Genomic DNA, 15,213 nt, shown 5'->3' with positions numbered 1-15,213 from the left:
CGACATCGTTCAAAGCGAAGCGCCTAGAGCCGCGTACTTCCGCCTTTGCGCGACAGCAACGGGACCGAGGAGCGAGTTGAGCGGTCGATCAACCGCGTCGGCCGGCGCGTTCGGCGAAAGCATCGAGCGCGGCGAGTACTTCTGGAGAACGCCACACTCTGTTGCGGGGCCCGTTGGTTGTCTCGATGAGAATTCCTGCTTTCGTGAGCGGGTTGAGATAGCGGTGAGCATTGGTCGACTCGATGCCCAGTTCTTGCGCCAGTAGTACGGCGTTCAGGACCGGGCGGCGAGTCAACAAGTCGGCGACCTTCCACACCGCGGAGTCGGACCGCGCGGAGATCACACCGTTCCAGTTTTCCCGAATCTCGCGAAGTTCGACGACCAGTTGTCGCCCGTTGGCGATCGCCAGAATGGTGGCTCGCGAGAAGCTCTCGACAATCGGCGCAGCGTCACCGTCGCGATAGCTCGTCAATGCGGCGAAGTATGCGCCGGTGTCGGCCAACAGCCCGGCTGAGACCGGCACCGTAACCTGCCGCGTCAATCCCTTATTGCGCAGCATCGCTTGCACTAATGCGCGCCCTGTCCGGCCGTTGCCGTCGGTAAAGGGGTGGATGGTCTCGAACTGTGCGTGACTCACCGCGATCTGCGGCAGCGCGGGCACGTCGGCCCGGTGGGCGAACGCGATCAGATCGCCGATCGCCCCAGGGATCAGCTCATGTCGCGGGCCGACAAACGTCGCGCCGATTGGGGTGGACCCACTTCCGATCCACACTGGCTCGGTGCGGAACTCGCCTGGGGTGTGGCGGGGATCGTTGATCATCAAGGCGCGGTGCATCGTCCGGATACTGTCCGCGTTCAAGGTGTCAGACAGGGTGACCGCTGCCTGCATCGCAGCGGTGTTGGCGACGACCATGGCCGCGTTTCGCTTGGACTTTCCACCGGGCAGCTCGGCCTCACCGATTGCGCGCGCCGAGGCGGTCAGGTTCTCGATCTGCGAACTCGCGGCGGATTCCGACCGCAGCAGCACTGATGCGAACGGAGCGATCTCGCCGCCGAGTTCGGCGTCAAACCGTGCAATCTCGCGGCTGGCTGACTCAGCGTCGGCCAACACAAATGATGGCAGCTCCAAAACTAGATCGGCAATGTTGGCGGGCACCGTGGGGTGATAGGTGCCGTACTTGGGCAGCGCTCGCCCCGCATGCCTCCTGCTCTGCGGCTCCCAACGGACGTCCTCGCGAGTGACAGAGCTAAGTGAAGTCACCACCGCAGTCTAACTTCACTTATTTGCCTACGTGAAGTCAGAAGACGCATCTGACTTCAGTTAGCGGGATCGCCTGGGGTGTCTTACAAGTGACTGTCGGCTCCGCGTGCAGGCCAAGTCCAGGCCCTGTGGGCTCACCCGTTCGAAATCTCTTGGCACACTATTGGCACACCGGGGGTTTTGAAAAGCGCCCAGAGTCTGGGCTACAAGCTTCTGAGCTGCAGTTATGACGGTGGGCGCGGAGGGTTTCGAACCCCCGACCGCTGGTGTGTAAAACCAGAGCTCTACCACTGAGCTACACGCCCGTGCTCGGGGGAGGCTACACGGCGACGAGGCGTCACCGGAAATTCCTCAGCCGGTGGGCAGGGCCGCCAGCGCCTCGGTCCACACCGCCCGATCGCGCAGTTCCCCCGGCTGCTTCATCTCCGCGAACGCGATGACTCCGGACGCGTCGACGACGAACGTGCCGCGGTTCGGGTAGCCGGTCTGCGCGTTGAACACGCCGTAGTCCTCGGCCACCGCGCCGTGCGGCCAGAAGTCGGACAGCACCGGGAACGTGAACCCGTTCTGCGCGGCCCACGCCCGGTGGGTGGGCGGTGGCCCGACCGAGATGGCCAGCGTCCGGGTGACGTCGTTTTGAAAGTCGTCGAGGTGGTCGCGGATCTCCCCCAGCTCGCCCTGACAGACCGGGGTGAACGCGAGCGGAAAGAAGACCAGCAGGACGCTGTGGGTCCCGCGGAAGGCGCTCAGGGTGACGGGCTGGCCCGCCTGATCCTTCAGCGTGAAGTCCGGCGCGCGGGTGCCTGCCTCAAGCAGCGCCACTCACCTCCGGCTGGCGGCCTTCGACTTCGGCTGCACCAGTCGACTCGCAATCCAGTCGCCCAGATTGGCCGACGAGGTCTGGACCAACCCTGCGGTCGGTGCCGACTCGGCGATCTCCGCCGGCTGCACGTGCCCTGGCTTGCCGGTCTTGGGTGTCACCACCCAGATGACGCCATCGTCCGCGAGCGGTGTGATGGCATCCATCAGCCGGTCGACGAGGTCGCCGTCGTCGTCGCGCCACCACAGGAGCACGACGTCGACCACCTCGTCGGAGTCCTCATCGAGGAGTTCGCCGCCACAGGCGTCCTCGATGTCCGCCCGGATGTCGTCGTCGCTGTCCTCATCCCAGCCAAGCTCCTGGATGACATGGTCCTTTTCGATGCCCAGCCTCTGGGCGTAGTTCGGCGAGTCCGCCGCAACCACCCTGTCCTCCTTATGCCAGCGGGTCCGACACCCACTTTCGTCGGCCCTATAGTTGCACGCTACGGCTCAACCCACGCGCCTGGCGCGCGAGTTGGTCAATATGCGGCGTCGCAGAGGTCCAACGCAGCGGTCTGCGAATCGTTCACCCGGGTGACCGCGGCGTTGAACTCGTCGACCCCCGCATCCCCCGAGATCGCCGCGGCGAGCGCTCGCGCCGCATCCACCCAGCCGAGGAGGGACGCCTGCAATTCCGGCGTCAACGGGTCCGCGACGCTGCCCTCCACCAGATCTGCGCTGCGGTTGAGCGCGTCGATCGCCGGGCCTGCCTTGTCGACGACGTCCGGCAGGTCCTCGTTGTAGGCGCCGACGTAGACGTTCACGGCGGCGATGGCGTCGACGCTGCTCGAGCTGAGCGCCTCGCACGCGGTGTGCACGGCCTCGGTCGATGCCGACGCCCGCCGCTCGGACTCGCGCGCCACCGAACTCGATACCGACGCCTCGCTGGAGGCCGACGCCGACGCGCGGTACAGCGGCACGTCCGAGCCGTCGAGCGTCGGCGAACCGTCCGTGACGCTCTGACAGCCCACGACCACCATTGCCAGCACCGCCACGACGCCCACCGCCCGACCAGCGGCGCGCGGGCTGCCGGCCCGCAGCGGTCGACCGATCATGGTCACCAGACGTTACCGGTCGGCCGGGTGAACCGTCGGTCATCTCGCTACGACGACCCAGGTGGTTGGGTTGAGGCAGGATGGAGGACGATGGACATGCAGTTCACCAGGGCCACGAGCCCGAGCACCCGCCAACCAAGGAGCGGAAGTTGACCACCGAGTTCGCACGCCAGGACCTGGCCCAAAACTCAAGCAACACAACAGAACCCGATCGCGTTCGCGTCATCCGCGAAGGCGTCGCCTCATACCTGCCCGACATCGACTCGGACGAGACGGCGGAGTGGCTGGAATCGTTCGACGCATTACTCGAGCGGTCCGGGCCGTCGCGCGCCAGGTACCTGATGCTGCGTCTGCTGGAGCGCGCCGGCGAACAACGCGTCGCGATCCCGGCGCTCACGTCGACCGACTACGTGAACACGATCCCGACCGAGTTGGAGCCCTGGTTCCCCGGTGACGAGGACGTCGAGCGTCGCTACCGCGCCTGGATCCGGTGGAACGCCGCGATCATGGTGCACCGCGCGCAGCGGCCCGGAGTCGGTGTGGGCGGCCACATCTCGACCTACGCCTCGTCGGCCGCACTCTACGAGGTGGGGTTCAACCACTTCTTCCGCGGCAAGAGCCACCCCGGCGGCGGCGACCAGATCTTCATCCAGGGCCACGCCTCCCCCGGCATCTACGCGCGCGCCTTCCTCGAGGGCCGGCTAACCGCCGACCAACTGGATGGTTTCCGCCAGGAACACAGCCATCCCGGTGGCGGCCTGCCGTCCTACCCCCACCCGCGGCTGATGCCGGACTTCTGGGAGTTCCCGACGGTGTCGATGGGCCTCGGGCCCATGAACGCCATCTATCAGGCCCGGTTCAACCACTACCTGGCCGACCGCGGCTTGAAGGACACCACCAATCAGCACGTGTGGGCGTTCCTCGGCGACGGCGAGATGGACGAACCGGAGTCGCGCGGACTGATCCAGGTGGCCGCCAACGAGGGGCTCGACAACCTGACCTTCGTGGTCAACTGCAACCTGCAGCGCCTCGACGGCCCGGTGCGTGGCAACGGCAAGATCATCCAGGAGCTGGAGTCGTTCTTCCGCGGCGCCGGCTGGAACGTCATCAAGGTGGTGTGGGGCCGCGAGTGGGACGCGCTGCTGCACGCCGACCGCGACGGCGCGCTGGTGAACCTGATGAACACCACGCCCGACGGCGACTACCAGACCTACAAGGCCAACGACGGCAGCTACGTGCGCGATCACTTCTTCGGTCGTGACCCGCGCACCAAGGCGCTGGTGGAACCGATGACCGACGCCGAGATCTGGAACCTCAAGCGCGGCGGTCACGACTACCGCAAGGTGTACGCCGCCTACCGCGCCGCGATGGACCACAAGGGTCAGCCCACGGTGATCCTGGCCAAGACCATCAAGGGTTACACCCTGGGCAAGCACTTCGAGGGTCGCAACGCCACCCACCAGATGAAGAAGCTCGCGCTCCAAGACCTCAAGGACTTCCGCGACGCCCAGCGCATCCCGATCGGCGACGATCAGCTCGAGGAGAACCCCTACCTCCCGCCGTACTACCACCCCGGGCCGAATGCACCCGAGATCCGCTACCTGCTCGACCGTCGCCGCACCCTCGGCGGCTTCCTGCCGGAGCGCCGCACCAAGATGAAGTCGCTCAAGCTCCCGCCGCGCGACACCTACAAGGCGCTCAAGAAGGGGTCGGGCAACCAGGAGGTCGCCACCACCATGGCGACGGTCCGCACGTTCAAGGAACTCCTGCGCGACAAGGAGATCGGCAAGCGCATCGTGCCGATCATCCCCGACGAGGCCCGCACGTTCGGTATGGACTCGTGGTTCCCGAGCCTGAAGATCTACAACCGCAACGGCCAGCTCTACACCGCCGTGGACGCCGAACTGATGTTGGCGTACAAGGAGAGCGAGATCGGCCAGATCCTGCACGAGGGCATCAACGAGGCCGGCTCGACGGCGTCGTTCACCTCGGTCGGCACCTCGTACGCGACCCACGACGAGCCGATGATCCCGGTCTACATCTTCTACTCGATGTTCGGGTTCCAGCGCACCGGCGACGGGCTCTGGGCGGCCGCCGACCAGATGGCGAAGGGCTTCGTGCTGGGCGCCACGGCCGGTCGCACCACGCTGACGGGTGAGGGCCTGCAGCACGCCGACGGTCACTCGCTGCTGCTGGCGTCGACGAACCCGGCCGTGGTGACCTACGACCCGGCGTTCGCCTACGAGATCGCCTACATCGTCGAAGAGGGTCTGCGGCGCATGTACGGCGACGCCCCGGAGAACGTCTTCTACTACATGACGATCTACAACGAGCCCTACGTTCAGCCCGCCGAGCCGGAGAACTTCGATCCCGAGGGGCTGTTGAAGGGCATCTACCGGTACCGGCCGGCGAAGGAGAAGCGCAGCAACGTCGCGCAGATCCTGACCTCCGGCGTCGCGATGCCCGAGGCGTTGCGTGCCGCCGACCTGCTGGCCGCCGAGTGGGACGTCGCCGCCGACGTCTGGTCGGTGACCAGCTGGGGCGAACTCAACCGCGACGGCGTCGCACTCGACCGGGAGGCCCTGCGCCACCCGGACAAGCAGGCCGGCCAGGCGTACGTGACCAAGGTGCTCGCCGACACGGCGGGCCCCGTGGTGGCCGTGTCGGACTGGATGCGCGCGGTGCCCGAGCAGATCCGTCCCTGGGTGCCCAACACCTACGTCACCCTGGGCACCGACGGGTTCGGATTCTCCGACACCCGGCCCGCGGCGCGGCGCTACTTCAACACCGACGCCGAGTCGGTCGTGGTCGCCGTGCTCTCGGCGCTGGCGCGCGACGGTGAGATCGATCCGTCGGTCGCGGTGGCGGCCGCCAAGCAGTACAAGATCGACGACGTGCTGGCCGCAGGCGTCTCGTTCAAGGACACCGGAAGCGCCTGACCTCGACACCGGTCGACCGCCTTTAGAGGAATCTGCCAGAACAGTGGCGTAGCTTTTAGGGGTGACCGACAAAACCGTGGGCGACGACCCAACCAGCAGGTCGTCGCTGGAGTTGCTGGACTCCGTCCCGGAATCGCTGCTTCGACGCGTGAAGCAGCATTCCGGGCGGCTGTCCACCGAGGCCATCCACGTCATGGGCGAGCGGCTGCCGTTCTTCGCCGAACTCGAGGCGTCGCAGCGGGCCAGCGTCCAGCTCGTCGTCCAGACCGCGCTGGTGAACTTCGCCGAGTGGATGCGCGACCCCCGCGGCGACGTGGGCTACACGGCCGAGGCCTTCGCGTTGGTGCCGCAGGAGTTGACCCGTCGCATCGCACTGCGCCAGACCGTGGACATGGTGCGGGTGACCATGGAGCACTTCGAGGAAGCGGTGCCGGTGCTGGCGCGCAACCAGGACCAGCGGACCGCGCTGACCGTCGGCATCCTGCGCTACAGCCGCAACCTGGCCTTCGCCGCCGCCTCCGGGTACGCCGACGCCGCCGAGGCGCGTGGCGCGTGGGATACCCGGATGGAGGCCAACATCGTCGACGCGGTCGTCCGTGGCGACATCGGCCCCGGACTCCAGTCGCAGGCCGCCGCGCTCAACTGGGATGCCACCGCGCCGGCGACCGTCGTGGTCGGCCTGCCCAACCCGGCCCGGGTGGAGTACACCAGCGAAGACGTCCACGCCATCGTCAACCGGCACGGACGGGTCGCACTGACCGACGTGCACGGCACCTGGTTGGTGGCCATCGTGTCGGGTCAGCTCTCGCCCACCGACAGGTTCCTGGCGGACCTGATGAACGTGTTCGGGGACGGCCCGGTCGTCATCGGGCCGGTCGCCACGTCACTATCGGGCGCGCATTACAGCGCCCACGAGGCGATGGCGGGCATGAACGCGGTGGCCGGATGGAGTGGCGCGCCGCGGCCCGTGCCGGCTCGCGAATTGCTGCCCGAACGAGCCCTTGCCGGGGACCGATCGGCCATCGCGGTCCTGGAATCCGAGGTGATGCGGCCGCTCGCCGACGCCGGACCTGCGCTCGCCGAGACCCTCGACGCCTACCTCGACTCAGGGGGCGCGATCGAGGCTTGCGCACGCAAATTGTTCGTTCATCCAAACACCGTTCGCTACCGCCTGAAACGCATCACCGACTTCACGGGCAGGGATCCCACGGTGCCGCGCGACGCGTACATCCTGCGGGTCGCGACGACCCTCGGCCGCCTGAGCCGTGAGGTCTCCCACACCAGCGCCGTGAACAGGGCCATGGTGGAGCTGACGCCCCTGGCTACTTCGTTTCGTGGACAGTGACGTCGTTGCGGATGTCGCGGCTGTATATCGGGAATGTCCCATCACGTGCGCTTTTGTGGACTTCCCACAAAAACATAAGACCAGGTTCATAATTTCTTACACCGCACAAACCGGTCTTCACAGTGTTCTCTTAATCCGTGCCCCAAGAACCCGTGCTTGCGCTGCTCGCGCCAGGACAAGGATCGCAGACCCCAGGCATGCTCTCCCCATGGCTCGAACTGCCCGGCGCGGAGGAACGACTCGGCTCGTGGTCTGAGGCCATCGGCCTCGACCTCGTCCGGCTGGGCACCACGGCAACGGCCGAGGAGATCACCGACACCGCGATCACCCAGCCACTCGTGGTCGCCGCGACGCTGCTGGCCTTCGACGAGGTCACCAAGCGCGGACTGCTCGACGGCAAGACGACCGTGACGGCCGGACACTCGGTCGGCGAGATTGCGGCCTACTCGATCGCAGGCGTGCTCGCCGCCGACGACGCCGTCACCCTCGCCGCCACCCGCGGTGCGGAGATGGCCAAGGCGTGCGCCACCGAGCCCACCGGCATGGCTGCGGTGCTCGGCGGCGACGAGGCCGAGGTGCTGGCCCGTCTGGAGGCGCGCGACCTGGTCCCCGCCAACCGCAACGCCGCGGGACAGATCGTCGCCGCAGGCGCGATCTCGGCGCTCGACAAGCTCGTCGAGGACCCGCCTGCGAAGGCGCGCGTGCGCAAGCTCGCGACGGCCGGCGCGTTCCACACCCACTACATGGCCTCCGCGCTCGACGGCTACTCGGCCGCCGCCCAGTCCGTCACCGCAGGCGAGCCGTCCACCACCCTGCTGTCGAACGCCGACGGCCAGCCGGTCGAGTCGGCCGCCGACGCGATGACCAAGCTGGTCGCCCAGTTGACCAGGCCCGTGCGCTGGGACCTGTGCACCGCGACGTTGGCCCAGCGCCAGGTCACCGCGATCATCGAGTTCCCGCCGGCCGGGACGCTCGTCGGGATCGCGAAACGAGAACTTCGGGGAGTGCCGACGCACGCCGTCAAGACCCCCGCAGACCTGGACGGGCTCACGGAGATCTAACCGGGCCCGCCAGACCGCACCACAACGTCTTCAAGGCGTGACAACGGCCCTCCACCGTGGAGGGCCGATCATCAAGAAATAGAAGGAGCCATCGTGGCCGCCACTCAGCAGGAAATCATCGCCGGTCTCGCGGAGATCATCGAAGAGGTCACCGGCATCGAGCCCTCCGAGGTCACCCCGGAGAAGTCGTTCGTCGACGACCTGGACATCGACTCGCTGTCGATGGTCGAGATCGCCGTCCAGACCGAGGACAAGTACGGCGTGAAGATCCCCGACGAGGACCTCGCGGGCCTGCGCACCGTCGGTGACGTCGTCGCCTACATCCAGAAGCTCGAGGAAGAGAACCCCGAGGCAGCCGCAGCCCTGCGCGACAAGTTCACCTCGTGACCCGCCCTTCCACTGCTAACGGCGGTTTCCCCAACGTCGTCGTGACCGCCGTCACGGCGACCACGTCGATCGCACCGGACATCGCGAGCACGTGGAAGGGACTGCTTGCAGGAGAGAGCGGCATCCACGTTCTCGAGGACGAGTTCATCACCAAGTGGGACCTGCCGGTCAAGATCGGCGGGCACCTCAAGGAGCCGCTCGACCCGCTGATGTCGCGCCTCGAGATGCGGCGCATGTCCTACGTGCAGCGGATGTCGAAGTACCTCGGCAACCAGCTCTGGGACAGCATCGGGCGCCCGGAGGTCGATCCCGACCGTTTCTCGGTCGTGATCGGCACCGGGCTCGGTGGCGGCGAGAAGATCGTCGAGACCTACGACGCGATGAACGAAGGCGGACCCCGCAAGGTGTCGCCGCTGGCCGTTCAGATGATCATGCCCAACGGCGCCGCCGCGGTCGTCGGCCTCGAGCTCGGTGCCCGGGCCGGCGTCATCACCCCGGTGTCGGCATGTTCGTCGGGCTCGGAGGGCATCGCCCACGCATGGCGTCAGATCGTCATGGGTGACGCGGACATCGCCGTCTGCGGTGGCGTCGAGGGTGGCATCGAGGCGCTGCCAATCGCGGCGTTCTCGATGATGCGCGCGATGTCGACCCGCAACGACGATCCGGAAGCCGCATCGCGTCCCTTCGACAAGGACCGCGACGGATTCGTCTTCGGCGAGGCCGGCGCGCTCATGGTCATCGAGACCGAGGAGCACGCCAAGGCTCGTGGCGCCAAGCCACTGGCCAGGCTGATGGGCGCAGGCATCTCGTCGGACGCCTACCACATGGTGGCGCCGGCACCGGACGGTCTTCGGGCCGCCCATGCGATGAAGCGTGCGATGGAGACCGCCGGCCTGTCGCCGTCGGACATCGACCACGTCAACGCGCATGCCACGTCCACCTCGATCGGTGACATCGCCGAGGCGAACGCCATCCGGAACGCCGGTGTGGAGAAGGCCGCGGTGTACGCACCGAAGTCGGCGCTCGGTCACTCGATCGGCGCCGTCGGTGCACTGGAGTCGATCCTGACGGTGCTGGCGCTGCGTGACGGCGTCATCCCGCCGACACTGAACTACGAGACGCCCGACCCCGAGATCGATCTCGATGTCGTCGCGGGTGAGCCTCGGTATGGCGACTACCAGTACGCCATCAACAACTCGTTCGGTTTCGGTGGACACAATGTCGCTCTGGCCTTCGGTCGCTACTGACCGTCGCCGGATCTAGAGGGAGTGTTCGAGCAGTAATGGCAGGAATGTCGTCAGACGGTTTGCCCAACGTGGTCGTCACTGGTTTCGCCATGACGACCGCGTTGGCGACCGACGCCGAGGGCACCTGGAAGCGTCTCCTCGACGGACACAGTGGCATCCGCACGCTGGACGACGACTTCATCGATCTCTACGACTTGCCCGTCCGCATCGGCGGGCATCTCCTGGAGGACTTCAACGGGGACCTGACGCCCGAGGAGATCGATCGGTTCTCCTACCTCCAGAAGATGGCCACCGTGATCGGCAGGCGGGCGTGGGAACACGCCGGCTCACCCGAGGTCGACACCAAGCGTCTGATGGTGTCGATCGGCACCGGCATGGGTTCCAGCGAGGAATTGCTGTACGCCTACGACGGCATGCGGGAGAAGGGCCTCGGCGGCGTCTCCCCGCTGGCCGTGCAGACGTACATGCCGAACTCCCCCGCCGCGACGGTGGGGCTCGAGCGCAACGCTCGAGCGGGTGTGGTGACGCCGGTGTCGGCGTGCGCATCCGGTTCGGAGGGCATCGCCAACGCGTGGCGCAGCATCGTGGTCGGCGACGCCGACATCGCGATCTGCGGCGGCCTCGAGACCCGCATCGAAGCGGTGCCGATCGCCGCATTCGCGCAGATGCGCATCGTGCTGTCCACCACCAACGACGACCCGGCGGGCGCATGCCGCCCGTTCGACAAGGACCGCAACGGCTTCGTCTTCGGCGAGGGTGGCGCGCTCATGGTCATCGAGACCGAGGAGCACGCCAAGGCACGCGGCGCGAACATCCTCGCCCGACTGATGGGCGCGGCCGTGACGTCCGACGGGTACCACATCGTGGCGCCCGACCCGTCCGGTCAGCAGGCCGGTAGGGCGATCACGCGGGCCATTCAACTCGCCGGGCTGACTCCAGGCGACATCGACCACGTCAACGCGCATGCGACCGGCACCTCGGTCGGCGACGTGGCGGAGGGCAAGGCGATCAACAACGCCCTCGGCAGCAACAGGCCGGCGGTGTACGCACCGAAGTCGGCGCTCGGTCACTCGGTGGGCGCAGTGGGTGCGGTCGAGGCGGTCCTCACCGTGCTGGCCCTGCGCGACGGAGTCATTCCGCCTACCTTGAACTTGCGCAACCTCGATCCGGACATCGACCTCGACGTGGTCGCCGGAGAGCCCCGACGGGGTGATTTCCGGTACGCGATCAAGAATTCATTCGGATTCGGCGGGCACAACGTCGCTCTCGCCTTCGGGAAGTACTGAAGTACGCACGGCACGAAACCAACAGCGCCCTTGAAGCGAAGCGTTACGAAACCAGGAGACTTGAGATGACGACAGTGGCCAATCCGGAAGCCCCCGGCAACGTAGGCGAATCCCTCGACCCGCGCGACCCGCTGTTGCGCCTCTCCACCTTCTTCGACGACGGCAGCGTCGAACTGCTGCACGAGCGGGACAAGTCCGGCGTCCTCGCCGCGGCCGGCACCGTCAACGGCGTGCGCACCGTTGCCTTCTGCACCGACGGCACCGTCATGGGTGGCGCGATGGGCGTCGACGGCTGCAAGCACATCGTCGACGCGTACGACACCGCCATCGAGGAGCAGAGCCCGATCATCGGCATCTGGCACTCCGGTGGCGCCCGGCTGGCCGAGGGCGTCAAGGCGCTGCACGCGGTCGGTCTCGTGTTCGAGGCGATGATCCGCGCCTCCGGCTACATCCCGCAGATCTCCGTGGTCGTCGGCTTCGCCGCGGGCGGCGCCGCCTACGGCCCCGCGCTCACCGACGTCGTGATCATGGCGCCGGAGGGCCGCGTGTTCGTCACCGGCCCCGACGTCGTCCGCAGCGTCACCGGCGAGGACGTCGACATGGCGTCCCTCGGTGGGCCCGACACCCACCACAAGAAGTCCGGCGTCTGCCACATCGTCGCCGACGACGAACTCGACGCCTACGAGCGTGGCCGCCGCCTGGTCGGCCTGTTCTGCCAGCAGGGGCACTTCGACCGCAGCAAGGCCGAGGCCGGCGACACCGACCTCGCGGCGCTGCTGCCCGACTCCCCCCGGCGCGCCTACGACGTGCACCCGCTGGTGAGCGCCCTGCTCGACGAGGACGCTCCCTTCGAGGAGTTCCAGGCCAAGTGGGCGCCGTCGATGGTGGTCGGCCTCGGTCGTCTCGCGGGCCGCTCGGTCGGCGTGCTCGCCAACAACCCGCTGCGCCTGGGCGGTTGCCTGAACTCCGAGAGTGCGGAGAAGGCAGCGCGTTTCGTGCGGCTGTGCGACGCGTTCGGCATCCCGATCGTCGTGGTCGTCGACGTGCCCGGCTACCTGCCCGGTGTCGACCAGGAGTGGGGCGGCGTGGTCCGCCGCGGTGCCAAGCTGCTGCACGCGTTCGGTGAGGCGACGGTTCCCCGCGTCACGCTGGTGACCCGCAAGATCTACGGCGGCGCGTACATCGCGATGAACTCGCGGTCGCTGGGTGCCACCAAGGTGTTCGCGTGGCCCGACGCCGAGGTCGCCGTCATGGGCGCCAAAGCCGCGGTCGGAATCCTGCACAAGCGCAAGCTCGCCGCCGCCGCTCCGGAGGACCGCGAAGCCCTGCACGAGGAGCTGGCTGCCGAGCACGAGCGGATCGCCGGCGGCGTGGACAGCGCCATCGAGATCGGCGTCGTCGACGCGAAGATCGACCCGGCGCACACCCGTAGCGTCGTGACCCAGGCCCTCGCCGAGGCGCCCGCCCGCCGCGGCCGCCACAAGAACATCCCGCTGTAAGCCGGGGGCTTCCCCGCGAGCAGACGCAAAATCCCCTGATGCCCGGTGCATCAGGGGATTTTGCGTCTGTTGGGCGTTCGTGGAGTGCGCGACTGTGGGCCTTACGTACGCCAACCGGCCGAAATGCGTACACAACCCACACACTCGGCGCTCAGCGGGCCGCGAACATCTCCTCTGCGACGCCCACGACCCGCGAACGATCCTCTGCCACCAGGCCGATCCGCGTCCGGCGGTCGAGCACGTCGTCGACGGTCAGGGCGCCCTCGTGGGTGACCGCGTACTCGAATTCCGCCCGCAGCACGTCGATTCCGTCGGCGACTCGCTCCGTGGGGCGCGCACACGTCGCACGCGCGATCACGTTGGGCGCCTCGGCGCCGAAGCGGGCGACCAGTGACGACGGCAATTCGACCGGCGACCGCAGCGTCGCCACCGGGTTGGCGAGCGCCCCAACCAGCGGCAGGTTGCGCGTGCGGCACGGCCCGGCCGACAACCCACGCAACGCAATCGCCCGGTCCAGCACGTCCTCGGCCATGTAGCGATACTCGGTGAGCTTGCCGCCGATCACGCTCACGACGCCATTGGCGGACTCACTGACCGCGTGGTCGCGTGACACGTCGGCGGTGTGCCCGCTACCGGTGTCGATCAGCGGCCGCAGCCCCGCATACGCGCCGATCACGTCGGCCGTCGTCAGCGCCGTGTCGAGCGCGGTGTTGACGGTGTCGAGCAGGAACGCAACCTCGTCCGGCGTCGGTTCCGGCACATCGGGAATCGGCCCGGGAGCGTCCTCGTCGGTGAGGCCGAGGTACACCCGACCGAGCTGCTCGGGCATCGCGAAGACGAACCGATTGACCGCCCCGGGAATCGGGACCGTCAACGCGGCGGTGGGGTTGCCGAACGTCGCCGCATCGAACACCAGGTGCGTGCCGCGGCTGGGCCGCAACCGGATCGACGAGTCGACCTCACCGGCCCACACCCCGGTCGCGTTGATCACCGCACGCGCCGTCACGTCGAGCGATTCCCCGGTCAGTTCGTCGGTCAGCCGGACCGATGTGCCGGTCGCCTGCGACGCCGACACCCGGGTCAGCACCCGCGCGCCGTGCTGCGCGGCCGTGCGCGCGACGGCGGTGACGAGGCGGGCGTCGTCGATGAGTTGCCCGTCGTAGGCAAGGAAGGCGCCGTCGAGACCCTCCCGGCGCACCGTCGGTGACAGTTCGGCGGACCGACGGGCGTCGATGCGCCGAGACCGCGGTAGCGTCGCCGCGGACGTCCCCGCCAACCTGCGCAGCCCGTCGCCCGCGGTGAAGCCGACGCGGACCAGCGCCCGTGACGACGTGCTCATCGACGGCAGCAGCGGCACCAGTTGCGGCATCGCCGTGACCAGGTGAGGGGCGTTGCGGGACATGAGGATTCCGCGTTCGACGGCGCTGCGCCGCGCGATGCCGAAGTTGCCGGTGGCGAGGTAGCGCAGGCCTCCGTGCACCAGCTTGGAACTCCACCGGCTGGTACCGAAGGCCAGGTCGTGCTTCTCGACGAGCACCACCGACAGCCCCCTGGTCGCTGCGTCGAGCGCGATGCCCGTGCCGGTGATGCCCCCGCCGATGACGACGACGTCCACCGGTCCCCCGTCCCCGAGCGCCCGGAGGTCGGAGGTGCGGCGGGCGGCGTTGAGTGCGGTCGGACTGGTCATGGCTTGAGGTATCCGTTCAGGGCGTGGGCCAGTTCGGTGGCGAGTGCGTCGGAGTCGAGGATCGGTTCGACGGAGTCGGCGGACAGGATCGTCGACTGCGTGATGAGCAGGCACATCGCCGCCAGCCGACGGGGGTCGCCGGCGCGCACGCTGCCCTCGCGCTGGGCCGCCGCGATCTCGTCGGCGACGGCGTCGAGCAGGATCTGCTGGCTGGTGCCCAGTCGTTCCGAGAGATAGACCATCGCGAGGTCGGGCGCCTGGTGCAGCACGGTCATGATCACGGGTTCGTGGCGCAGTCGGTCGGCGAGATCGATCACCCGCTCCACCAGGCGCTCCCGGCCCGTGCCCGCACTGGGGACCTCGTCGAGCGCGCGGGTGATCCGGAGGGTCAGCAGCGCCGCGAGGATCGAGCGGGTGTCGGGGAAACGCCGGTACACGGTGGGTCGGCTGACACCGGCGCGACGGGCGATCTCGGCGAGCGTGACGCGGTCGACCCCGTAGGCGACGACGCATTCCGCCGCCGCGTCGAGGATGCGATCCGCCACCGGCGCGGGCGGCGCTGCGTTACTGATTGACATGATCTGT

General features: G+C 67.9%; 13 protein-coding genes and 1 tRNA gene. 7 read left to right on the top strand and 7 right to left on the bottom strand.

All coding sequences use genetic code 11. From position 1 onward, the window contains the following. Window positions 1–88: 88 nt before the first annotated feature. The 5 genes from G6N61_RS30190 to G6N61_RS30170 form a co-directional block, all read right to left on the bottom strand. Window positions 89–1,156: a Fic family protein gene (locus G6N61_RS30190; protein ID WP_235887353.1), complete on the bottom strand. Its 1,068-nt coding sequence runs from the start codon at window positions 1,154–1,156 to the stop codon at window positions 89–91. Window positions 1,157–1,494: 338 nt separating this feature from the next. After that, a tRNA-Val gene (locus G6N61_RS30185) sits at window positions 1,495–1,566 on the bottom strand. 46 nt (window positions 1,567–1,612) lie between these two features. After that, on the bottom strand, window positions 1,613–2,077 hold the full coding sequence (locus G6N61_RS30180; RefSeq protein WP_163925211.1) for a peroxiredoxin: 465 nt from the start codon (window positions 2,075–2,077) through the stop codon (window positions 1,613–1,615). 6 nt (window positions 2,078–2,083) lie between these two features. Next, a complete protein-coding gene (locus G6N61_RS30175) occupies window positions 2,084–2,506 on the bottom strand; it encodes a DUF3052 domain-containing protein (protein WP_163924489.1) in 423 nt (140 codons plus the stop codon). 95 nt (window positions 2,507–2,601) lie between these two features. Beyond that, on the bottom strand, window positions 2,602–3,177 hold the full coding sequence (locus G6N61_RS30170) for an Rv2240c family protein (protein WP_163924488.1): 576 nt from the start codon (window positions 3,175–3,177) through the stop codon (window positions 2,602–2,604). 149 nt (window positions 3,178–3,326) lie between these two features. Here G6N61_RS30170 and aceE point away from each other — a divergent pair, with 149 nt between their 5' ends. The 7 genes from aceE (at window position 3,327) to G6N61_RS30135 (ending at window position 12,941) form a co-directional block, all read left to right on the top strand. Continuing rightward, the gene (gene aceE, locus G6N61_RS30165) at window positions 3,327–6,116 is read left to right on the top strand and encodes a pyruvate dehydrogenase (acetyl-transferring), homodimeric type (RefSeq protein ID WP_163924487.1); all 2,790 of its coding nucleotides are present in this window, start codon (window positions 3,327–3,329) and stop codon (window positions 6,114–6,116) included. 61 nt (window positions 6,117–6,177) lie between these two features. Next, on the top strand, window positions 6,178–7,461 hold the full coding sequence (locus tag G6N61_RS30160; RefSeq protein WP_235887352.1) for a PucR family transcriptional regulator: 1,284 nt from the start codon (window positions 6,178–6,180) through the stop codon (window positions 7,459–7,461). 152 nt (window positions 7,462–7,613) lie between these two features. Beyond that, complete coding sequence (locus G6N61_RS30155; protein WP_163925209.1) at window positions 7,614–8,522, top strand: ACP S-malonyltransferase; 909 nt, start codon at window positions 7,614–7,616, stop codon at window positions 8,520–8,522. Window positions 8,523–8,615: 93 nt separating this feature from the next. Beyond that, complete coding sequence (acpM, locus tag G6N61_RS30150) at window positions 8,616–8,909, top strand: meromycolate extension acyl carrier protein AcpM (protein WP_163924486.1); 294 nt, start codon at window positions 8,616–8,618, stop codon at window positions 8,907–8,909. Then, complete coding sequence (kasA, locus tag G6N61_RS30145) at window positions 8,906–10,156, top strand: 3-oxoacyl-ACP synthase KasA (protein WP_163924485.1); 1,251 nt, start codon at window positions 8,906–8,908, stop codon at window positions 10,154–10,156. The genes acpM and kasA overlap by 4 nt, the downstream gene beginning before the upstream one ends. 35 nt (window positions 10,157–10,191) lie before the next feature. Beyond that, window positions 10,192–11,442: a 3-oxoacyl-ACP synthase KasB gene (gene kasB / locus G6N61_RS30140; protein ID WP_163924484.1), complete on the top strand. Its 1,251-nt coding sequence runs from the start codon at window positions 10,192–10,194 to the stop codon at window positions 11,440–11,442. Between the two features lie 65 nt (window positions 11,443–11,507). After that, entirely contained in the window at window positions 11,508–12,941 is a 1,434-nt protein-coding gene (locus G6N61_RS30135) for an acyl-CoA carboxylase subunit beta (RefSeq protein ID WP_163924483.1), read from the top strand. Between the two features lie 151 nt (window positions 12,942–13,092). Here G6N61_RS30135 and G6N61_RS30130 read toward each other — a convergent pair whose 3' ends face one another. Next, the gene (locus G6N61_RS30130) at window positions 13,093–14,628 is read right to left on the bottom strand and encodes a glycerol-3-phosphate dehydrogenase/oxidase (protein WP_163924482.1); all 1,536 of its coding nucleotides are present in this window, start codon (window positions 14,626–14,628) and stop codon (window positions 13,093–13,095) included. Continuing rightward, on the bottom strand, window positions 14,625–15,209 hold the full coding sequence (locus G6N61_RS30125; protein WP_407666507.1) for a TetR/AcrR family transcriptional regulator: 585 nt from the start codon (window positions 15,207–15,209) through the stop codon (window positions 14,625–14,627). Before G6N61_RS30125 ends, G6N61_RS30130 begins: the two co-directional genes overlap by 4 nt. Window positions 15,210–15,213: the final 4 nt, after the last annotated feature.

The sequence above is a fragment of the Mycolicibacterium arabiense genome (genome assembly GCF_010731815.2).
Lineage (GTDB): Bacteria > Actinomycetota > Actinomycetes > Mycobacteriales > Mycobacteriaceae > Mycobacterium > Mycobacterium arabiense.
The sequence above is the reverse complement of the archived record's forward strand: the minus strand, read 5'-3'. Positions and strand labels throughout refer to the sequence as shown.

What these genes read in the sequence shown, in the direction of transcription:
- G6N61_RS30170 (WP_163924488.1), bottom strand. Translation starts at nt 3,177, where the DNA reads ATGATCGGTCGACCGCTGCGGGCCGGCAGCCCGCGCGCCGCTGGTCGG.
- kasB (WP_163924484.1), top strand. Translation starts at nt 10,192, where the DNA reads ATGGCAGGAATGTCGTCAGACGGTTTGCCCAACGTGGTCGTCACTGGT.
- G6N61_RS30135 (WP_163924483.1), top strand. Translation starts at nt 11,508, where the DNA reads ATGACGACAGTGGCCAATCCGGAAGCCCCCGGCAACGTAGGCGAATCC.
- G6N61_RS30130 (WP_163924482.1), bottom strand. Translation starts at nt 14,628, where the DNA reads ATGACCAGTCCGACCGCACTCAACGCCGCCCGCCGCACCTCCGACCTC.